Origin of the sequence: Pedobacter sp. V48 (assembly GCF_000523515.1) — a bacterium.
In the GTDB taxonomy this organism is placed as follows: domain Bacteria; phylum Bacteroidota; class Bacteroidia; order Sphingobacteriales; family Sphingobacteriaceae; genus Pedobacter.
Genome location: NZ_AWRU01000006.1, coordinates 611,052 through 629,565, shown reverse-complemented (window position 1 = coordinate 629,565; position 18,514 = coordinate 611,052). Strand labels below are relative to the sequence as shown.

Annotated in this window: 10 protein-coding genes; 1 reads left to right on the top strand and 9 read right to left on the bottom strand. The window is 39.0% G+C overall.

Going from position 1 to position 18,514, the window contains the following annotated elements; genetic code table 11:
- Positions 1–9 precede the first annotated feature (9 nt).
- Genes N824_RS30075 through N824_RS07880 form a run of 4 tightly spaced genes read right to left on the bottom strand, consistent with a single transcriptional unit; the run spans position 10 to position 7,693 of the window.
- Positions 10–2,070: a family 43 glycosylhydrolase gene (locus N824_RS30075; protein WP_152542018.1), complete on the bottom strand. Its 2,061-nt coding sequence runs from the start codon at positions 2,068–2,070 to the stop codon at positions 10–12.
- Entirely contained in the window at positions 2,067–3,131 is a 1,065-nt protein-coding gene (locus N824_RS07890) for a family 43 glycosylhydrolase (protein ID WP_052334077.1), read from the bottom strand. The genes N824_RS30075 and N824_RS07890 overlap by 4 nt, the downstream gene beginning before the upstream one ends.
- A 10-nt stretch (positions 3,132–3,141) precedes the next feature.
- Positions 3,142–4,671 (bottom strand): RagB/SusD family nutrient uptake outer membrane protein, encoded by a 1,530-nt coding sequence (locus tag N824_RS07885; RefSeq protein ID WP_048904558.1) that lies wholly within the window; start codon positions 4,669–4,671, stop codon positions 3,142–3,144.
- A 10-nt stretch (positions 4,672–4,681) separates the two neighbouring features.
- A complete protein-coding gene (locus N824_RS07880; RefSeq protein WP_048904557.1) occupies positions 4,682–7,693 on the bottom strand; it encodes a TonB-dependent receptor in 3,012 nt (1,003 codons plus the stop codon).
- A gap of 205 nt (positions 7,694–7,898) precedes the next feature.
- On the opposite strand from N824_RS07880, the gene N824_RS07875 reads away from it, so the two are divergent.
- Entirely contained in the window at positions 7,899–11,891 is a 3,993-nt protein-coding gene (locus N824_RS07875; RefSeq protein WP_235207023.1) for a two-component regulator propeller domain-containing protein, read from the top strand.
- A gap of 37 nt (positions 11,892–11,928) precedes the next feature.
- Here N824_RS07875 and N824_RS07870 read toward each other — a convergent pair whose 3' ends face one another.
- The 5 genes from N824_RS07870 to N824_RS07850 are packed head-to-tail and all read right to left on the bottom strand — an operon-like array spanning position 11,929 to position 18,513.
- Complete coding sequence (locus tag N824_RS07870; protein ID WP_048904555.1) at positions 11,929–13,185, bottom strand: YeiH family protein; 1,257 nt, start codon at positions 13,183–13,185, stop codon at positions 11,929–11,931.
- A gap of 39 nt (positions 13,186–13,224) precedes the next feature.
- Positions 13,225–14,658: an NAD(P)/FAD-dependent oxidoreductase gene (locus N824_RS07865; RefSeq protein WP_152542016.1), complete on the bottom strand. Its 1,434-nt coding sequence runs from the start codon at positions 14,656–14,658 to the stop codon at positions 13,225–13,227.
- 6 nt (positions 14,659–14,664) lie between these two features.
- Complete coding sequence (locus N824_RS07860) at positions 14,665–15,597, bottom strand: TIGR01777 family oxidoreductase (RefSeq protein ID WP_048904553.1); 933 nt, start codon at positions 15,595–15,597, stop codon at positions 14,665–14,667.
- Between the two features lie 5 nt (positions 15,598–15,602).
- Positions 15,603–17,129 (bottom strand): DoxX family protein, encoded by a 1,527-nt coding sequence (locus N824_RS07855; RefSeq protein WP_048904552.1) that lies wholly within the window; start codon positions 17,127–17,129, stop codon positions 15,603–15,605.
- Between the two features lie 22 nt (positions 17,130–17,151).
- A complete protein-coding gene (locus N824_RS07850; protein WP_048904551.1) occupies positions 17,152–18,513 on the bottom strand; it encodes a hypothetical protein in 1,362 nt (453 codons plus the stop codon).
- Between the last annotated feature and the right edge of the window lies 1 nt (position 18,514).

Below are 18,514 nucleotides of genomic sequence, written 5' to 3'. Positions count from 1 at the left end.
GTGGTGTTTTTATTTGGTTTCAGCATCAGTAAAAAGAAGTTTAAATGTCGATTCATCGGCTTGTAGCACATCAGCTTCATCGCCTCTGGCAAACTTTACATCTATAATTCCGGTTGACCGCGGCGAGACTTTTGTAGCAGAATGGTGAGTATGCATTACATATTTGTAATTTCCCGATTTATCGGTAAACAAATCGCCATGTCCTGTTCCGTTTTGCTTTAATTTCTCTCTGCTTATGATCGGGCTGCCTGCATATTTTTTCCATGGGCCCATAGGCGAAGTTGAAGTGGCATAACCTACTGCGTAATCCTTATTGCGAAAATCGTTTGCAGAATAGATCAGGTAATACAAATTCTTATGTTTTATTACCGTTGGCCCTTCGGTAACCGGCCAATCTGTTTTCTCTGTGTTTTCCCATGCAAGTACGCCACTGATACACTCCTTGGTAGTTTCCTGCAATACATCAGAAAGATCAGGTTTCATCTCAGAAACAAAAATCCTGTTGCCTTCTTTGAGCTTTACATGGTACATATAGGTTTTACCATCGGTATCAAAATACACAAAGGGATCTATCTGTTTACCAATACCCGATAGCGACTTTATTTGCTCCTGCTTAAAAGGCCCCAGTGGGCTATCACTTTTTGCTATTGCAATCTGTTCATCAGCGGTGTAGGCCATGTAATAAGCATTTTTATGTTTAAAAACCTGCGGAGCCCAAAAGCCTTTACTCCCAAAAGATTCTCCCTTTACAAGAGCGAAACCCTTGTTTTTACCTACAGGACCTTTCCAGTTCTTTAAATCCGATGATTCATATACCTCAAAGCCCATATCACTACTCGTGCCATACAAGTAATACTTGTCGTTATCCAGAAATATAGTAGGATCGGCAAGTGCTATCGGGTCTTGCACCAAACGTCCTTTGATCATCCAGATTTCAGAATGGTTAGAATAGGCATTTGTGCTGGTTACCGCAACAATAGTATTGTCGTTTAAAATAGCTACACTACTCCATAAGCACGATTTGTTTGCCGGGATTATGAATGGTGTAGATTTTCTATTAAAATTACGGGCTTGATCATCTCCAATAACCACCTTCATGTCTGCAAATTCCATTTTATTGGTACGGCCTTCGGTACCTTGATAGGAAAGTATGGTTTCTCCGGTTTTTAATTGCCTTAAATAAGGCGCGCCTGCATAGATATTATCGGCAATTTTATCTGCCAGCGCATAGCTTCGGTTGGGGCTGCCAGCATCTACAGTGTTTGCCCAATTGTCTTTTAAAGTATTTCTGATGATATAAGGTTTAAAAGTATCAAATCCGTTGTCTTCTATAGCAAATACAGTTTCTTTTCCATTATTAAGCAATAAGGGCACCGGCATGCCATCTCGTTTCCCTGTTCTGAAACTTACAATTTGAGGTTTTTCAGTCCATGTTTTTCCGTTATCACTGGAACGTAGCATGGAGATATTCTGCTCATCGGAATTTAGATAGTCTCCTTCATTTGCAAAGTATAACTGAATCTCTCCATTGGGCAGTTGCACAGCTGATGGCTCCCAACATCCATTCTTAAATTCATATCCTGCTTCATAAAGCAGCTTCTCGTCTTTCCAAGTTAGTCCGCCATCATAGCTTTTCTTGGTGCGGATACCGAATTTTCTGGAAGGCGAAATATCATATGGTCTTGGATTATAGCAAGCCAGCAAAGAATGATCTTTTAATTCCAATATATCCGGGACAGACATATTTGTGCCATTGGCACGTTGGGCAACTGAAACAGGTGCCGACCAGGTAGCTCCCAGATCGGCACTTTTAACAGTAACAATATTTCCATCGGCCTCATATATGGCTAACAGCGATTGATCTTGCAATTGAATCATCCTGGCATATCCGCAATACCTTTCGCCTGCATCAGATGATGAAACTTTTTTTAAGGTATTATAATCCCATTCGATATGGCTTTTAACAGATGGCTTTTGCGGAACACCAACCGTTTCGTTCTTTTTACCGCAGCCATAAGACAACAGTGCGCAGAACTGTGCTATAGTACAGATTTGGACAGCTACTTTCATTCACCTGAAGGTTTTAGGATTGGCGTATCGATCTTTACAGGTTCACCAAAATTTGGTGTTCCATCGGCATTCCAGCTAAACTTCTGCATCCTTGGACTACGGTCGTTAGAACATGCTAACCCCGCTCTGGGATTAGCATGGTAGAGAATCCAGTCTTCCGTTCCATCGGGTGATTTAAAAAAGCTATTATGGCCCGGTCCGTAAGCTCCGCTTTCCGGTTTCTTAGTAAACACCGGTTTATCTGTTTTGGTCCAATCTGCCGGCTTCAGCGGATCGCCATTCTCTTTTAAACTGATCATACCCAAGGAATAATCATCTGTCCAGCAACCACTGGCCGAAAATATCAGAAAGGTTCTGCCATTCTTGTTGGTTAGAATTTCGGGCCCTTCATTTACATGAGGTAAACCTATCTTTTCCCAGTCGTAGGTTGGAGTAGAAATCTCTGCTCTTGCTGTAGCCATCTTCCATGGTTGATCGGCTAACTGTGCAATATATAACCGCTGGGTATTATCAGTTGCTGAGATATGTCCGCTCCAGATAATGTAATTTTTACCATTGTTAGAGAACACCGTAGCATCAATGGCAAAAAAATCAGCATTGTTATCCCTTATCTGTCCCTTTACTATCCAGGTGCCTTTTGTAGGATCGGTATTACTGTTTTCGAGAACAAACATGCGCTGGGTAGATAAATCTCCGGACGATCCGGCGGTATAATAGATGTACCATTTGTTGTTCAGAAAATGTAGTTCTGGTGCCCATATATTCTTCGAATCTGCACCTGATGCAGGGGCCTTATAAGCCACCGTAACCTCCGCCCTGTTTAACTGCGAAAGGGCTTTTGTTTTACGTATAGAAACCTGGGTTCCCTGGGTATTCATATAATAGTAATACCCATCCTTTCGGATAACCCATGGATCCGGTCCACTGCTAAGCAAGGGATTTGTGAATGTGGTTATAGCAGGCGCAGGCTTGTCTTTATCAGGCACAGATTTTTTCTGGCTCTTGCTACAACCAACTATAGCTTGCAATAGCAGAATAACGGTTACACTTCTTAAAAACATAGTTTCTGAATTAATAATTGGGGTTCTGTGAAAGATTAGTGTTATTGTCTACTTCGACCTGTGGCAATGGCAGTCTGATGTGTTTTCCTACAACGAAGTTCTTAAAGTCAGGATCGCGTAATGCAACTTTATCTACATTCGCTTTGTTGTCAAGATCGCCCCATCTTTTTAAATCGGCCCATCTAACACTTTCACCACAAAGCTCTAAGCTTCTTTCCACCTTCAATCGCTCTCTGAACAGGTCTTTATTGTTGCCAATTGCAGGGTAAGCAGTAGCCAGGCCAGCCATATTTACCCTGCTGCGTACACGGTTTACGTATTGATAAGCATCGGCTGTTTGCCCAAGCTCATTCAATGCTTCTGCATACATCAGTAAAACATCGGCAAAGCGAATTACCCTGTTGTTAACCTGATTAAAATAATCTTCATTACTGCGCATATAGTCACGTGAGTATTTTTTGAACCAGGCTTCATCGGCACCCCACGCCCAACTTCTGCCATAAGTCTTGTCGCCAAAATCAGCTTCAAGGCCAGGGTAGAATAATGTATATCTTAACCTTGGATCAATTTTGTTATCAGTAGTTTTCTCTTTTTTAAACTCATTAACCAACCAGAATCTGGCTTGTCCATCTGACCATCCTATACTTCTAGGTGCAAAAAACTGCGCACGGTTACTACCCACATTTGCACTAGGTCCGTCTCCTTCTGCAGACTTATTGACATCTGAAAATTGAATTTCAAAAACAGATTCTTTGTTATTTTCGTTTTCTGCCCTGAAGTTATCTTTATAATCAACAAGATCATAATAATTTTTACCTGCACCAGTAACCAGATAGTCAAAAGCAGTTTTAGCATCGGCCCATTTATGTTGCTGCATCAGTGCTTTACCCAATAATGCTTGTGCTGCGCCTTTTGTAGCACGGCCTGTCTCATTTCCTGTCCACTGTTCAGGGAGGTCGGCACTTGCCTCTGTAAGGTCTTTTTCTACCTGTCCCCACACCTGAGCTAAAGAGCTTTGTTCAGGTAAATCTGTTGGTGTTTGAATGGTAGTTACAATAGGAAAGTTCTCCCACAATATCGCCGCGTAGTAATAATAAAATCCCCTTAGGAACTTAGCCTGTGCAAGTATTTCTGCTTTCTTTTTGGCATCAGCAAAAGGAATATCCGGCACATAGGTTAATACCTGATTACATCTGAAAATCGCTTTATATGTATCTCTGTAAGTGTTTACATTACCTTCCCAGAAATTGTAATTGATATACTGGAAACGAGTCCAATCGCCAAGCTCAGTCCAAGGACTATTGCTCCATCCTTCATCAGAAGTTAAATCGAGCCTAAAATAGATCCACCTGTTCCATCCGCCATTTTGATAAAACATGGCATATGCAGCATTTACTCCCTTTTGGGCATCGCTTTCAGTTTTCCAGAACTGGTCAACTGTTAGTGTATTTGGGTTGTCCTGATCTAACAACGACTTTTTACAGGAGAACATCAGGACGAGTGCACTAAGCACTAATATTTTTGAAATTATCTTTTTCATGTTTCTAATATTAAAATCCGAAGTTTAAACCAAGAGATACTGTTCTTAAATTAGGGAATGCACCAAAGTCAAATCCTTTTTCAAAAACACTTCCGTTACTAAATTCAGGATCAAGGCCTGTATACTTAGTGATAGTGATCAGATTTTGTCCGGAAAGGATCACCTTGGCATTATTAAATCCTATTCTTTTTAACAGTGTATTTGGGATGTTATAAGAGATACCAATGTATTTCATACGTGCAAAACTTCCATTTTCCAGCCAACGATCGGTATCGCCTCTGGCATTGATGGTACTGCTATAAAAAGCACGGGGTACACTTGTGTTAGGATTTTCCGGTGTCCATGGTTGAACACCGGCACGATAGTTAGAATTGTCTGAGAAATTATCCATTACACTTCTTGGCCCGTTAAACACTTTTGATCCAAAAGAACCAAACCAGTCCATAGAAAATTCAAACCCTTTATATGAAGCTCCGATGTTTAGACCCAACTCATAATCGGCCCATGGACTTCCAACAACTACTTTATCCTTGTTTGTGATTTCACCGTCACCATCATTATCCTTATAACGAATATCGCCAGGTTGAGCGGCAGGCTGAATAACTTTACCGCTAGCATTTTTATAACTGGCAACTTCATTAGCGTTCTGGAATAAACCATCTGTTTGCAGTACATACCACATACCAATTGGCTGGCCAACCTCGGTAACTGTATTGCCAACAAAAGTTTTGTTTTTGTTATAGCCTAAACCCAGTACTTTGTTATTTAGCGTGGTTAAGTTTGCAGTAACATTGTATTTAAATTCCGTTGAGTTTTCGGCATATGTTGCAGTAAACTCAAAACCTCTGTTACCTAATATCCCCCCGTTTACAAAAGGATTTCCACCATCATTACCAGTAGAAATAAGTAATGGATAGCGGATTAATACTCCGTCTGTTTTCGAAATAAAGTATTCGGCACTGATTGAAAGTTTGTTGTGAAGAAAAGCAGCGTCAATACCATAATTTTGCTGAGTTACTTCTTCCCAATGCAAATCTCTGTTTGCAAGCTGAACCTGAGTCGAGCCTGACTGAAGATTTTGGTTTGGCCCCATAGGAATTGTAGAGAAGGTATTAACAAAAGCCATATATTCATATGCGCCAATATCACTGCTTCCTAAAGTTCCATAGTTAGCTCTTATTTTCAGATCATCAATCCAGGATGATTTGAAAAAATCTTCTTTGCTAATACGCCATGCACCTGATACAGATGGGAAACTACCAAATTTGTAATCAGGACCAAACCTGGAAACACCATCAGTTCTGATAACTGCATTTAGCAAATACTTATCGGCATAATTGTATTCTAACCTGCCGAAGTAAGAAATCAGATCTGAACGGTTTCTATAACCGCCGGTAAGGGCTTCATTACCCTGATCTAAAACATCATAATAGTGACCAGTGGTAGAGTTCTGTAAAATATTACGCTTCGTACCCCATATCATAGCATAATTATCCTTTTGATAAGATTGCCCCCCAATAACTGTTAATGAATGTTTACCAAATTCTTTATTGAAAGTAAGTGTATTTTCTATAAGGACTGTGGATGACTCTCCCCTATTCTCATTTAGTATTGCAGGGTCATAAGCTTGATTGAGCGTCCAGAATCCGTCCTTTTTCAAATAAGTATAATGATCTCTGCTGGTCTCGTATCCAAGACTAGTTCTGAACTTTAATGGCTTAAGTAATTGCAATTCAGCAAATAAATTACCTCTGATTCTTAAATTTTGATTTATACGATCCTCAAGGTTCGCTATAGCAAGCGGATTGGTTCCAAATGTTCTGGCTTTGGCTTCGTCTCCGTAACCATACCCTCCAGGATGGCCAGCATCATAAACTGGTATAGTAGGTAACATACGAACCACATCAAGTACTGGGTTACCCGACATCTCGTTGTTTTTGGAGCTGCTTATTGCCAGATTTTCACCAATGGTAAATATACCTTTGGTACCTTTTGTATTAACTCTAAAACTAAGTCTGTCAAAATCAGTACTGATTACCGTACCCTTGTTTCCAAAATAACCACCTGAAACAAAATAGGTAGCATCTTTACTTCCACCAGAGAAACTTAGGTTATAATCCTGTACATTTCCTGTTCTAAATGCTACATCCTGCCAATCTGTATTTGTATTCAGATCCAGCTGTTGGCGGTTTATTTTGGCATTATCATAAGCCATAAAATTTAATCTCGAAAACTCTTCTGTTTCGGCAAGATCATATCTAGGAATAGTTTGCAAACTACTTTTTCCTGAAAATTCTATTTTCATAGGACCATCAAGACCTCTTTTGGTAGTAATGATAATTACGCCATTCGCTGCTCTTGACCCGTAGATGGCTGCCGCAGATGCATCTTTAAGAATTTGTATGGATTCAATATCGGCTGGATTAAAATCGCGGTTGGCACTGGTAACCAAGCCATCAATTACATACAGCGGATTGTTAGCCCCGAAGTTCTTCAATCCTCTGATCTGGATCTGGGCTTCCGATCCCGGTTGTCCACCGCCCCTTACTCTGATACCGGTAGCTAAACCCTGTAATGATTCTGCAACAGTAGTTCCTTGTCTTTTCTGAACATCTGATGCCTTTACAATAGAGATAGCACCTGTGAGGTCCTTCTTTTTCTGCGTTCCATAACCAACAACTACTACCTCACTTAGATCAGAAGCTGATTCAACTAAAGATACATTAACGGTTGATCGGCCGTTAACCAGAACTTCCTGAGTAGTGTAACCAATATAAGAAAACACAAGAACTGCATTTCCGGCATTGGGCACTGAAATGGTATAAACACCATTCTGACTTGTTGTGGTAGATGCAGATGTACCCTTGACCTGCACCCCAACTCCTATTAATGGTCCCGATTTATCTGATACGGTTCCAGTTATGTTGCTCTGAGCAAATACTGCCTGGCAACAGAGGATAAATAATGAACTAAGAATAAAGCAGAGCTTTAACTCTTTGCTAAAGTGTAATTTTTTTTTCATGCTCATTTACAATTTATATTTGGTTGGTTCAATCCATTCCGTAACCGGGTGAATTGTTATGCTAATTGAGGAATTAACATTTGATCTTACTGATCAAACGTTGTTCATTTTGTCTCAATTCTTGGCATATTGGCAGAAATAAGGAATTCATGTTCCTTTTTGGGGGTTTTCGACCTATCTTTATAACAACCAATATAAAATAGCATTGAACAAGTTTTTATTGATATTATCCATACTCATTGGTGGGGTCGTTTCAACATTCGCACAGTCATATACCTTCAGACATTATCAGGTTGAAAACGGCTTGTCTTATAATTCTGTAATCTGCAGTTTACAGGACAGAAAAGGATTTTTATGGTTTGGAACTAAAGATGGTCTAAACAGGTTTGACGGTTATACCTTTAAAATTTTCAGGAATGACCCTGACAATCCTAAAAGCATAGGCAATAACTTTATACACAGCCTGTACGAAGATAAGAATGAGAACATTTGGGTGGGCACGCTGATCGGTCTATACAAATACAATCCACTAAATGAAAGCTTTGACCTTGTTGAAGCTACAAAAAACAGGGATATAAGAGATATTAAGCTAGACAGTAAAGGTAATATCTGGTATATAGCAGGCTTAACGCTTTGCAGGTATAATGAGAAATCTAAAAAGCTAAACATATTTGAGCCAAGGGTACACTCAGGAGCTACATCTTTAAGTATTACTGCAAATGATGAGGTTTGGGTTTCGACAACTGACGGGTTTATTCAGAAATACGACGATAAAAAAAATACGTTTGAAAATTATAATGTATTTATTAATTCTAAACCAACCATCTCGTCCTGGATAGAAAAACTGTATGACACGGGAAAAGGTTTCTTTTTTATTGGGACATCTAACCAGGGTATAAAAACATTTGATGTCAACACCCTTACTTACAAGGATATTTTAGTTACCAACCCTGATCAAACACCAATTTATGCAAGAGATTTTATTGCTAAAGATGACGGTGAATATTGGATAGCTACAGAATCTGGTCTGTTCCTTTACAACATAAAAACAGGCAAATACACCAACCTGCGCAATAAATTTAACGACCCATATTCAATTTCGGATAACGCGGTATATACATTAGCCCGGGATAAAGAAGGAGGAATATGGGCAGGAACATATTTTGGAGGGGTAAACTATTATCCAAATCAATACACGTCGTTCGACAAATTCTTCCCTCAGGGTGGAGGCAACAGTTTAAGCGGATATGCGGTCAGAGAGATTTGTAATGACAAAGAAGGTAATATCTGGATAGGTACTGAAGATGGGGGTCTAAATAAATTGAACCATCGAACAGGTGTTTTTGAGCATTTTAAGCCTACCGGAGATAAGTCAAGCATATCTCACACAAACATTCACGGGTTACTCGTTGTGGATGATGAGCTGTGGATTGGAACTTTTGAGCGCGGACTGGATGTAATGGATATAAAAACATCAAAAGTGATCAGGCATTATCGTGCCGGGCAAGCCCCAAATGAATTAAAAAGCAATTTTATTGAAAGCCTGCTTAAAACCCGGTCGGGTGAAATTCTTGTGGGCACATCATTTGGTTTGTACCGCTACAATAGAGCTGGCAATGATTTCACTTTGTTAAATGAGGTACCGGGCAACCTGCATTATTCAAATTTGATTGAAGATAACCATGGTACAATTTGGGCGAGTTCTTTACGAGATGGCTTATACTTTTATAATCCGACCAACAGAACATCTGGCTATTACAAATACGAAGAAAACAACAGAAAAAGCTTAAGTTCTAATGCCATAAACAGCACGTTTGTAGATGCAAAGGGAGGATTGTGGGTGGCAACCGAAAATGGCTTAAATCAGTTTAACGAGAAGGAAAGAGCCTTTAAGAGGTATAACAGCAAAAGCGGTTTTTTGAGTAATGTATTCTACAAAATTCTGGAAGACAAGAATAATAATCTGTGGATAAGTACCTCTAGAGGCCTGGTATGCTTTAACCCTGCAACCAATCGAATTAAATCATACACGAAGGCAAATGGGCTTCTTAGTGATCAATTTAATTACAGCTCTGCATTTAAAGATACGAATGGCAGGATGTATTTTGGCAGTGTAAAAGGATTGATTAGCTACTTGCCGGATCAGTTCAGGCAGAATAAATTTGTCTCGCCGGTTTATATTACCGGCTTTCAGGTTTATAATAAAGAGATAGAGATTAATAAGAAGAATTCTCCTTTAATCCGCTCCATCAATTTTACAAACGAGATTGAACTGGCTCATGACCAATCGACCTTTAGTATAGACTTTGCCGCTTTGGGGTATACAGCACCCGAAATGACTGAATATACCTTTAAAATGGAAGGGTTGGATAAAAGCTGGACTTATTTAAAAACCAACAGAAAGGTATATTTCACAAACTTGTTTCCGGGCACCTATGTATTCAAGTTAAAGGCAGCAAACAGTAGCGGTGTGTGGAGCAACAAAGTTACCGAGCTAAAGATCATTATAAAACCGCCGATATGGGCCAGTCCGTTTGCCTTTTTATTTTATGCCCTAGTAATTGCAGTGGCGATATATTATGCGATCCGTTATTACCATCAACGCATCAGCAACAAAAATAAACGCAAAATTGAATTGTGGGAATCGAAAAAAGAAAAAGAATTATACCACGCTAAGATTGAATTCTTCACTTATGTTACCCATGAGATTCGCACTCCGCTAACTTTGATTAAAGGACCATTAGAGGAGGTAATGAAAAAAGCCGAAGAGATACCTGCTATTACAGACAACCTGGTGATCATGAAGAAGAATACCAATCGGCTTATTGAGTTAACGGATCAATTACTCGACTTCAGAAAAACAGAGATTAAAGGGTTTAACCTCAATTTTGTAAACATTAATGTAAGTAAGTTATTGGAAGAAAATTGCCTAAGGTATAAGTCTGCGATGGAACAAAAAGGGCTTAGGTTGAGCGTTAACCTACCAGAGAAACCACTTTATGCATATGCAGACCCTGAAGCGTTAAATAAAATACTAAGTAATTTGATTGACAACGCAGTTAAATATGCTTCTGGGCAGATTGCTATTATTTTAAATTCCGATCTGGATAATTTTGATATCCAAGTAAAAAGCGATGGAGATCTTATTCCAATTAACATGCACAAAAAAATCTTTGAGCCATTCTATAGAATGGAAAGCAATAAAAATCAGAGGGGCACAGGAATAGGTTTACCATTAGCGCGCTCACTGGCAGAACTACATGAAGGAACATTGCAGCTCAGAACTGACGATGGTATTTGGAATGTATTTTCTCTTGTTTTACCTAAACATCATGAAAGGGAATTTAAAATAAATGACGACTTATCGGATGAATTACAAGTAGCTAGAGAGGTTCTCCATGAGAATAAAAACATAGAATCGCCGGTTATTTTACTGGTTGAAGACAATATTGAGATCAGGGAATTTATAACAGATAAATTGATTAAAGATTTTCAGGTAATCCAGACTGGCAACGGAGAGGAAGCGTTGGATGTTTTAAAACAAAAAAGTATTCATTTAATTATCAGTGACATTATGATGCCCGTAATGGATGGTTATGAATTGTGTAAGGCCGTTAAAGATAATCTTGAATACACACACATCCCGATTATCCTGTTAACAGCTAAAAACACACTGCAATCTAAAATAGAAGGTCTGGAAGTTGGTGCTGATGCTTATCTGGAAAAACCATTTTCTCCGGATCATTTGCTTACCCAGATTTCAAATCTGCTTGCAAGTCGTGATAAGATTAAGAATTACTTTGCCAGCTCTCCTTTGGTGCATATTAAAAGTATGGCTTACAATAAGGCAGACGAAGCATTTCTTGAAAAATTAAATGAAATTATAAATAAAAACATTGACAATAAATCTCTGGATGTAGATCTGCTGGCAGATGCCATGAACATGAGCAGACCAACACTATACAGAAAGATAAAGGCGATCTCTAATCTTTCGCCACATGAACTGATTAATATAACAAGGCTCAAAAAAGCAGCAGAATTGTTAGTTGAAGGAAACTACAAAATATTAAAAATTGCTTCTATGACAGGGTTTAGCTCGCAAGCGCAATTTGGAAGATGTTTTGTTAAACAGTTTGGAATGACCCCATCTGAATATGCAGGATCAAAACACCTGGTTAGTAGTGAAGGTGTATCATAAATTTATGATACACCTTCAGCAATAATATCCTTCTGTACTACCTAAAAAGTATAAATGCAATAATTAAAGTAATGATAATATTGAAACCTTGAGCAATTAAAAAGGCATAGAAAGGTTTTTTACTGTTTTTACCGAACAGATCTGCAAAGTTGGTTTCTAATCCGATACTGGTAAAGGCCAGTACAAACCAAAGCCCCTGTAAGTTCTTTAAGCTACCTTTAACCTCTGCATTTACCTCCGGTGTAATGAAGAAAGAAAATAATAATGAGGCTGCAATAAAGCCGATTACGAATTTAGGGAAACGCTCCCAAATCACCTTAAGCGTCGGTTTGCTTTCTTTATCTTTTCCGGCAGGATGTTGTGTGTAAGTCCAGTATACTGAAATTGCAAATGCTGCAATCCCTAACAATACGTTCTGCGAGAACTTAACAATAGTACTGATTTTTAGCGCTTCCTCTCCTACCAAAGACCCTGATGCAACTACTGCTCCGGTTGTGTCTATACTACCACCTAACCATGCTCCTGTAACTGCCTGTGGAAAATGAAAGTACGCCGCGATATATGGCATAAAGATCATCATTGGTATTGCTGTAATAAGCACCATAGATATCACATAAGATAGTTTTTTTGAATCCCCTTTAATGGCCCCTGATGTTGCTATTGCTGCTGATACGCCGCAAATAGAAACTGCACTTGAAATCATCATGGTTAGCTCGTCGTCTATCTTCATTTTTTTACACAGCCAAAATGCGAAATACCAAACAGAAAGCACTACGACCAAGGCTTGGATTAAGCCCAGAGAGCCCGCCTTTAATACATCTGAAAAGATTACACTTGTACCTAATAGCACTAATCCTATTTTAACAAATAGCTCAGTAGATAAAGCTGATTTAAACCATTCCGGTAGTTTAAAAAAGTTACTGATTGCTAAACCAATAGCCAGACTAAAAATTACCGCTTCCAGATTTAATGCTTTAACCTGGCTGTTACCTGCAAGCACAAGCGCTATCATGGTTAATACGTATACAGAGGGAAAAGTTAGCACGGCACTTTTAACAGATTTACCTGTTAAAAAAGAACCTAATGCTGCTATGATGATTACCAATATAAATTGCAATCCAATGTACCCCAGGTTTGAAGCAGTTAGTACTGATGAGGTAAGATCAGCAATGCTGGACCAGTTAAATACGGGAACGGGCAATAGCAGTCCGGAAAGTGTTAAAATAATTGTTAGGGCCCCAAGGATAACTACTACCCAATCTTCATGAATGTTTAGTTTTTTAGTTTCTGACATTTGAATTTAGTTTGATTTGTGTATTGTGTTTGTTTTGTTTTAAATTGAGATGGAAAAAATGTCTTTTAAAGCGCGTTTTGCAGCATGATAACCACACATTCCATGTACCCCTCCTCCTGGGGGAGTTGACGAGGAGCACAGATATAGACCCTTTGCAGAAGTTCGATAAGGTGAACTGCGTAAAGCCGGTCTTGTAAAAATCTGTCCAAGGTCAATTACGCCACCGTTAATATCTCCTCCTATATAATTTGGATTGTAAGCCTCCACTTGTGCAGTGTTCATGGTGTGTTTGGCTAATATTCTATCTCTGAAACCAGGGGCAAAGCGCTCTATTTGTTTTTCAATAGTTTCAGTCATATCTGTTAGCGATCCATTTGGCACATGACAGTAAGCCCATGCTGTATGTTTCCCTTCCGGAGCCCTCGATGTATCAAATAAACTTTGCTGCGCAAGTAATACAAAAGGTTTGTCGGCATGTTTGCCCTGCCAGCTAAGCTTTTCAGATAAGGCAATTTCTTCCAATGTATTACCAATATGCACTGTTCCTGCGCGGCGTGCCTCTTTTGCAGTAAAGGGAATAGCTTCATCTAAAGCCCAATCCACTTTAAAAACACCCATTCCATAGCGATATCTTTCTAATTGCCATTTATAAATGGAAGAAAACTTATGACCAGCTATTTGCAGCAATTGCTTAGGTGTTACATCAAATAATACTGTTCTGGAAGAAGGCAATTCGTCTAAAGATTTTATAAAACGTCCGGTTTCGATTTTACCCCCTAAAGCAACAAAATAAGACGACAATGCATTTGCGATTTCTTTAGATCCCCCTACGGGAATAGGCCATCCTTTTAGATGTGCCGCAGCCATTAATACTAGTCCTATTGCCGATGTGGTTAAGTTAGAGAGGGGTTGAAGGGAGTGTGCTGCCATTCCAGCCCATAATCCCCTTGCAGCTTTAGTTTTAAACCTTTTGGCCAGGAAAGTGGCTGATTTAAGTGCATTTAATCCAAATTTAGCCATAGCAATAGGGTGTTTAGGAAAATGCAAAGGCCCCAGAACATCAGCTGCTATATCCGGCCAGTCGTTAACTAGTGGCTTTAATAATTTAAGATAGGCTTGCTCATCATCGCCAAGCAATCTTGCGGTTTCTTCAATAGAACTACCCAGGACGGCCGCCGTACCGTCATCAAATGGATGAGCAGCAGCGAGATCTGGAAATGTATAAAACAATCCATAATCCTGTAGCGGGAGCGTATTAAAAAATGGCGAGCCAATTGCAAGAGGATGAATAGCGGAACAAACATCATGTACAAAGCCAGGCAAGGTAAACTCGGCAGACCTCAATCCGCCTCCTATCTCATTCTTTCCCTCTATAATCAATACCGACAGGCCTTCCTGTTGTAATGCTATGGCAGCTGCTAAACCATTTGGTCCTGAACCAACCACTACTGCATCAAAATCTGGTTTTCCCACTATAATTTATTTCTTACTTAATGATAATTTATTTTCGTTTAACAACCTTATTATTGCATCGTGAAGGTAGGGATATTTGAATTTAAATCCATTCTTTTCCAAAACTGACGATACCACTCTTCTTCCTGAAAGAACAAGTTCTGCCTCTGTGCCGATAAAAACAGCACCTATTTTTATAAATATAGCAGGGTTGGGTAACCCAAATGGAATGTTAATAGACTGTCTGATGGTTTTCATAAATTCTTTATTAGTTACCGGAAAAGGGCTGGCTGCATGAACAATTCCTTTAAAATCAGCGTCTAGGATTGTATATCTTATCAGATCCGTGAAATCCTGCTCGTGTATCCAGGTCATGTATTGGTTACCTTTACCTATTTTGCCGCCTAGTCCAAACTTAGCCATATTCAGGAATGGTTTTAAAATGCCACCATTTTGTTGCAAAACCATCCCTATTCTTAAAAATACTTTTCGTGTTTTTGGAGTATCATATTTAGTAAAAGCTTTCTCCCAGGCCTTGCAGACTTCAGGAGAAAAACCATTTCCTGTAACTGAATCTTCAACTTTCACTTCATCGCCAGAATTTCCAAAAATAGCTGCAGAACCCGCATTAATCCATACCTCAGGTGGTTTGTTCAATTCTCCTATTGCCTTTCCAATATTTAATGTTGCATCCACCCTCGAGTTAATGATTTCCTGTTTATTAACATTTGTGTAACGGCAGTTTACAGATCGCCCTACCAGATTAATTATTGCCTTGCAACCTTCCAGTTCCTGGGTCCAATTGCCTATGTTTTTGGCATCCCAAAGTACATATCTGATATTCTGTTCATCTTTCCTTATCGTTCTGGTCAGCACAACAATTTCATTATCAGGAAAAGCTTTTATTATTGCAGATCCTAAAAAACCTGTTCCACCAGCTATAATTATTTTATTATTCATTGAATTTAAGGTTTATACTCCCTTACCGAACTATATCGGCCTTCAACTAAGGGATACTTTTTATCAGATCTGTCTAAGACTACGTAAATAGAATCTCTAAATTCATTAATTCCATTAAGAATAATTCTATTTGCCGTAGGCCTGCTGTAGTGTAAAACTTGTGTTTCTTCTTTATGATTCTTGTTTTTATTCTGCAAATAAAGGATATGGTTTACTGTATCTGCCTTATAGAAAAAGTACCTGCGTTCACCGGCCATACCACCGACTTCCCATCTTGTTACTCCAAGGTCACGGTTTTTCTTTAGCTTGTCTAATTGATCAGAATCTTGAGTATTTACCTGATTAAGTCTGTTATTCTTTTTATCATTCTTTACTCGGAGTGGAGAATAACCGATCATGCGGTCGGCAATTGCACCACGATTGGTTTTATAGCTTAATGACGACCAACCTTCAAATGTTGCATCCTGCCAGCGTATGGAGTCTTGAGGAGTAAAAGGAACTACCTTGTTATTTAACCTGTATTCTGTTACGTTATAATAGCCTTTTGCTCCCGCTAATCCTGGAGTGCTGGGGATGTTATAATTGTTTCCGTTAAAAAAACCATATGCCCACAAACCAGCTGCAACCGGAACAAACAAGAAATTAAAAGTCCATTTTACACCTGCGGCGAGATTGCGCTGCCATTTTTCAGAGATAACTGGCTGATATCGATAAGGCAGAATATCTTTTTCATTTACCAGCAGGTTCCAGATTTTAGGTAAATCGTACCACACTATAAATATACCAATAATGGCAAAATAAGCCGCGGGAACTGCTACACCAGCGTCATAAGCATGGTTGGCAATACAGATGTTAAACGTTACCACAGCCGCTAGTGCCGCTCCCAAAGGAGAAGTTTTTCTATTTAACAACAACAGTCCGGGAAGGATTTCGGCAAATCCAAGAAATACAGTATACCAGAAAGAAACACCAACGTGCGACCAGTATAACTTCTTCTCTGCCATATCAATAAATGGCGTATTTAGCATCCCAACTGTAGGAAAAACCATTTGCATCGGAAAAGCTTTCTTTAATCCCCATCCAATCATACCATAAGCCAGGCGATAGCGAGCAAGTACCCTTATCCAATAATAAAGCTTACTATATTCTGTGGATTTTTGATCAAGAGCAGTCCAGATCAATCCTCCAACAACAGACCCTGCAAATAGCAGAATCAAGTTAATATAGTTTAGTAGCCCAAACACCCCTTCTTCTGATTCAATAGTTACAATCTGTGGAGGCCAGAATGCGACTATGGCTTGAAAATCATGATAGGTAATCTTTGAAAACTTTAAAGCGAAAAGCTCCTCATAAAACTTTGGATAAGTGGGAATACACAAGAAAAGCATATACAAAAAGCCTATCCGAAATGCTATTTTCTGATAGTTCTTCCATTTACCTGTTTTAGGCGATTCTTTAATTACTTCCTGTTCTTGTTTGTCTACTGCTGCTGTTTCTGCAGGAGCATCCAGGTTTATCTCTAATGTGGACATTTTAATTTCTTTTAAGTGATAACTAGATTTTTACAGGTTTACGGCGACCTTCGAACATCATATACTTCTTATTTATTTTGGCAAGAACCACATGTATCGAATCTCTGTTTTCGTTAATACCCGACAGTACTATTGTTGAATCATTTGGCCGCTCATACTTGAGCTGAAGCTTTTCATTCCGTTGATTTTTGTTCTTATTCTGCAATGAAAGCGTATGGTTTACAGTATCGGCATCATAGTAGAAATAGTGGCGACCTGCATATCCCGCCAGTTCATAGTTTCTATCAATATCTTTTTCATGAACTTCTTCGCCACTCGACAAGTCTATCTTAACCGGGCGATTCACTTTGATCGTTAAAGTCGACCATTTTTCGAAAACCACATCCTGCCATCTGTTAGGGTCAGTTTTAGAGTATGGTATAGTGTCTTTATTTAATACAAACTCCTTTACATTATAATACCCAAATGCTTTACTTAACCCTGGTGTATGAGGTATTTTATAAGGATCATTTGTGTAATTATCATAAGCCTTATATGCAAAGAGTACAACAAAGGCCACAAACGCTATTTTTAATCCTTTCCGTGCATTTCTTAAGCGACTGTCAGTAAATTTTGGGATAAATTTATTGGCATAAGCCGGTGTTTCTTTAATGAGCAGATCATATAGTCTGGGAATGTCGTATACAAATAAGAAAGTTGCTAAGAGCACAATAAAAGTACTTAGCGCCTGCTCACCTATATCATAAAATCCGTTTGCTACCGCCACATTCCCTAAAAAACCGAATATTAGTCCTACACCAAACGTGACAGTCCTCCTGTTAAAAAGCAAGAAGGCAGCAAGTATTTCAACAAAACCCAAAAAAGATTCATACTTAGGTGCTATACCTACCGTTTGGAAATAGATTTTCCAGGCAAAGTAATCTCCATAATTAGTCAGCAGATTACTTAACGAAGGATAAGGCATCTGCAACGGAAAAAATTTGATAAAGCCATAAGTAACCAGTACAAACGCAAGGCGATATCTCACCAATACCCTTAACCAGTAGTATAGCTTGGTATATTCCTTTCTGTTGGCATCTGTTTTACTCCAAATCACAGCGCCTATAGCGGCAATAATTATAAATACTACCCAGTTTGCAAAACCTCCTATACCCCATTCGGCAATTTGATTATCAGAAAAAAATTGAGCTTGATACTTAGTTAACTTAAACAGATCGTGGAAATGCAGGTGAAGCCAATTGATAGAGAATAGTTCTTTGTAAAATTTCCAATCGATCGGAATGATCTGGATCACCAGGAAGATAAAGAAGAACCTAAACAAATTCTTTTCCCAGGGCTTCCACTCCCGTGATTCCTTATTTGTGTTGGTTGTTATTTTGCTCATA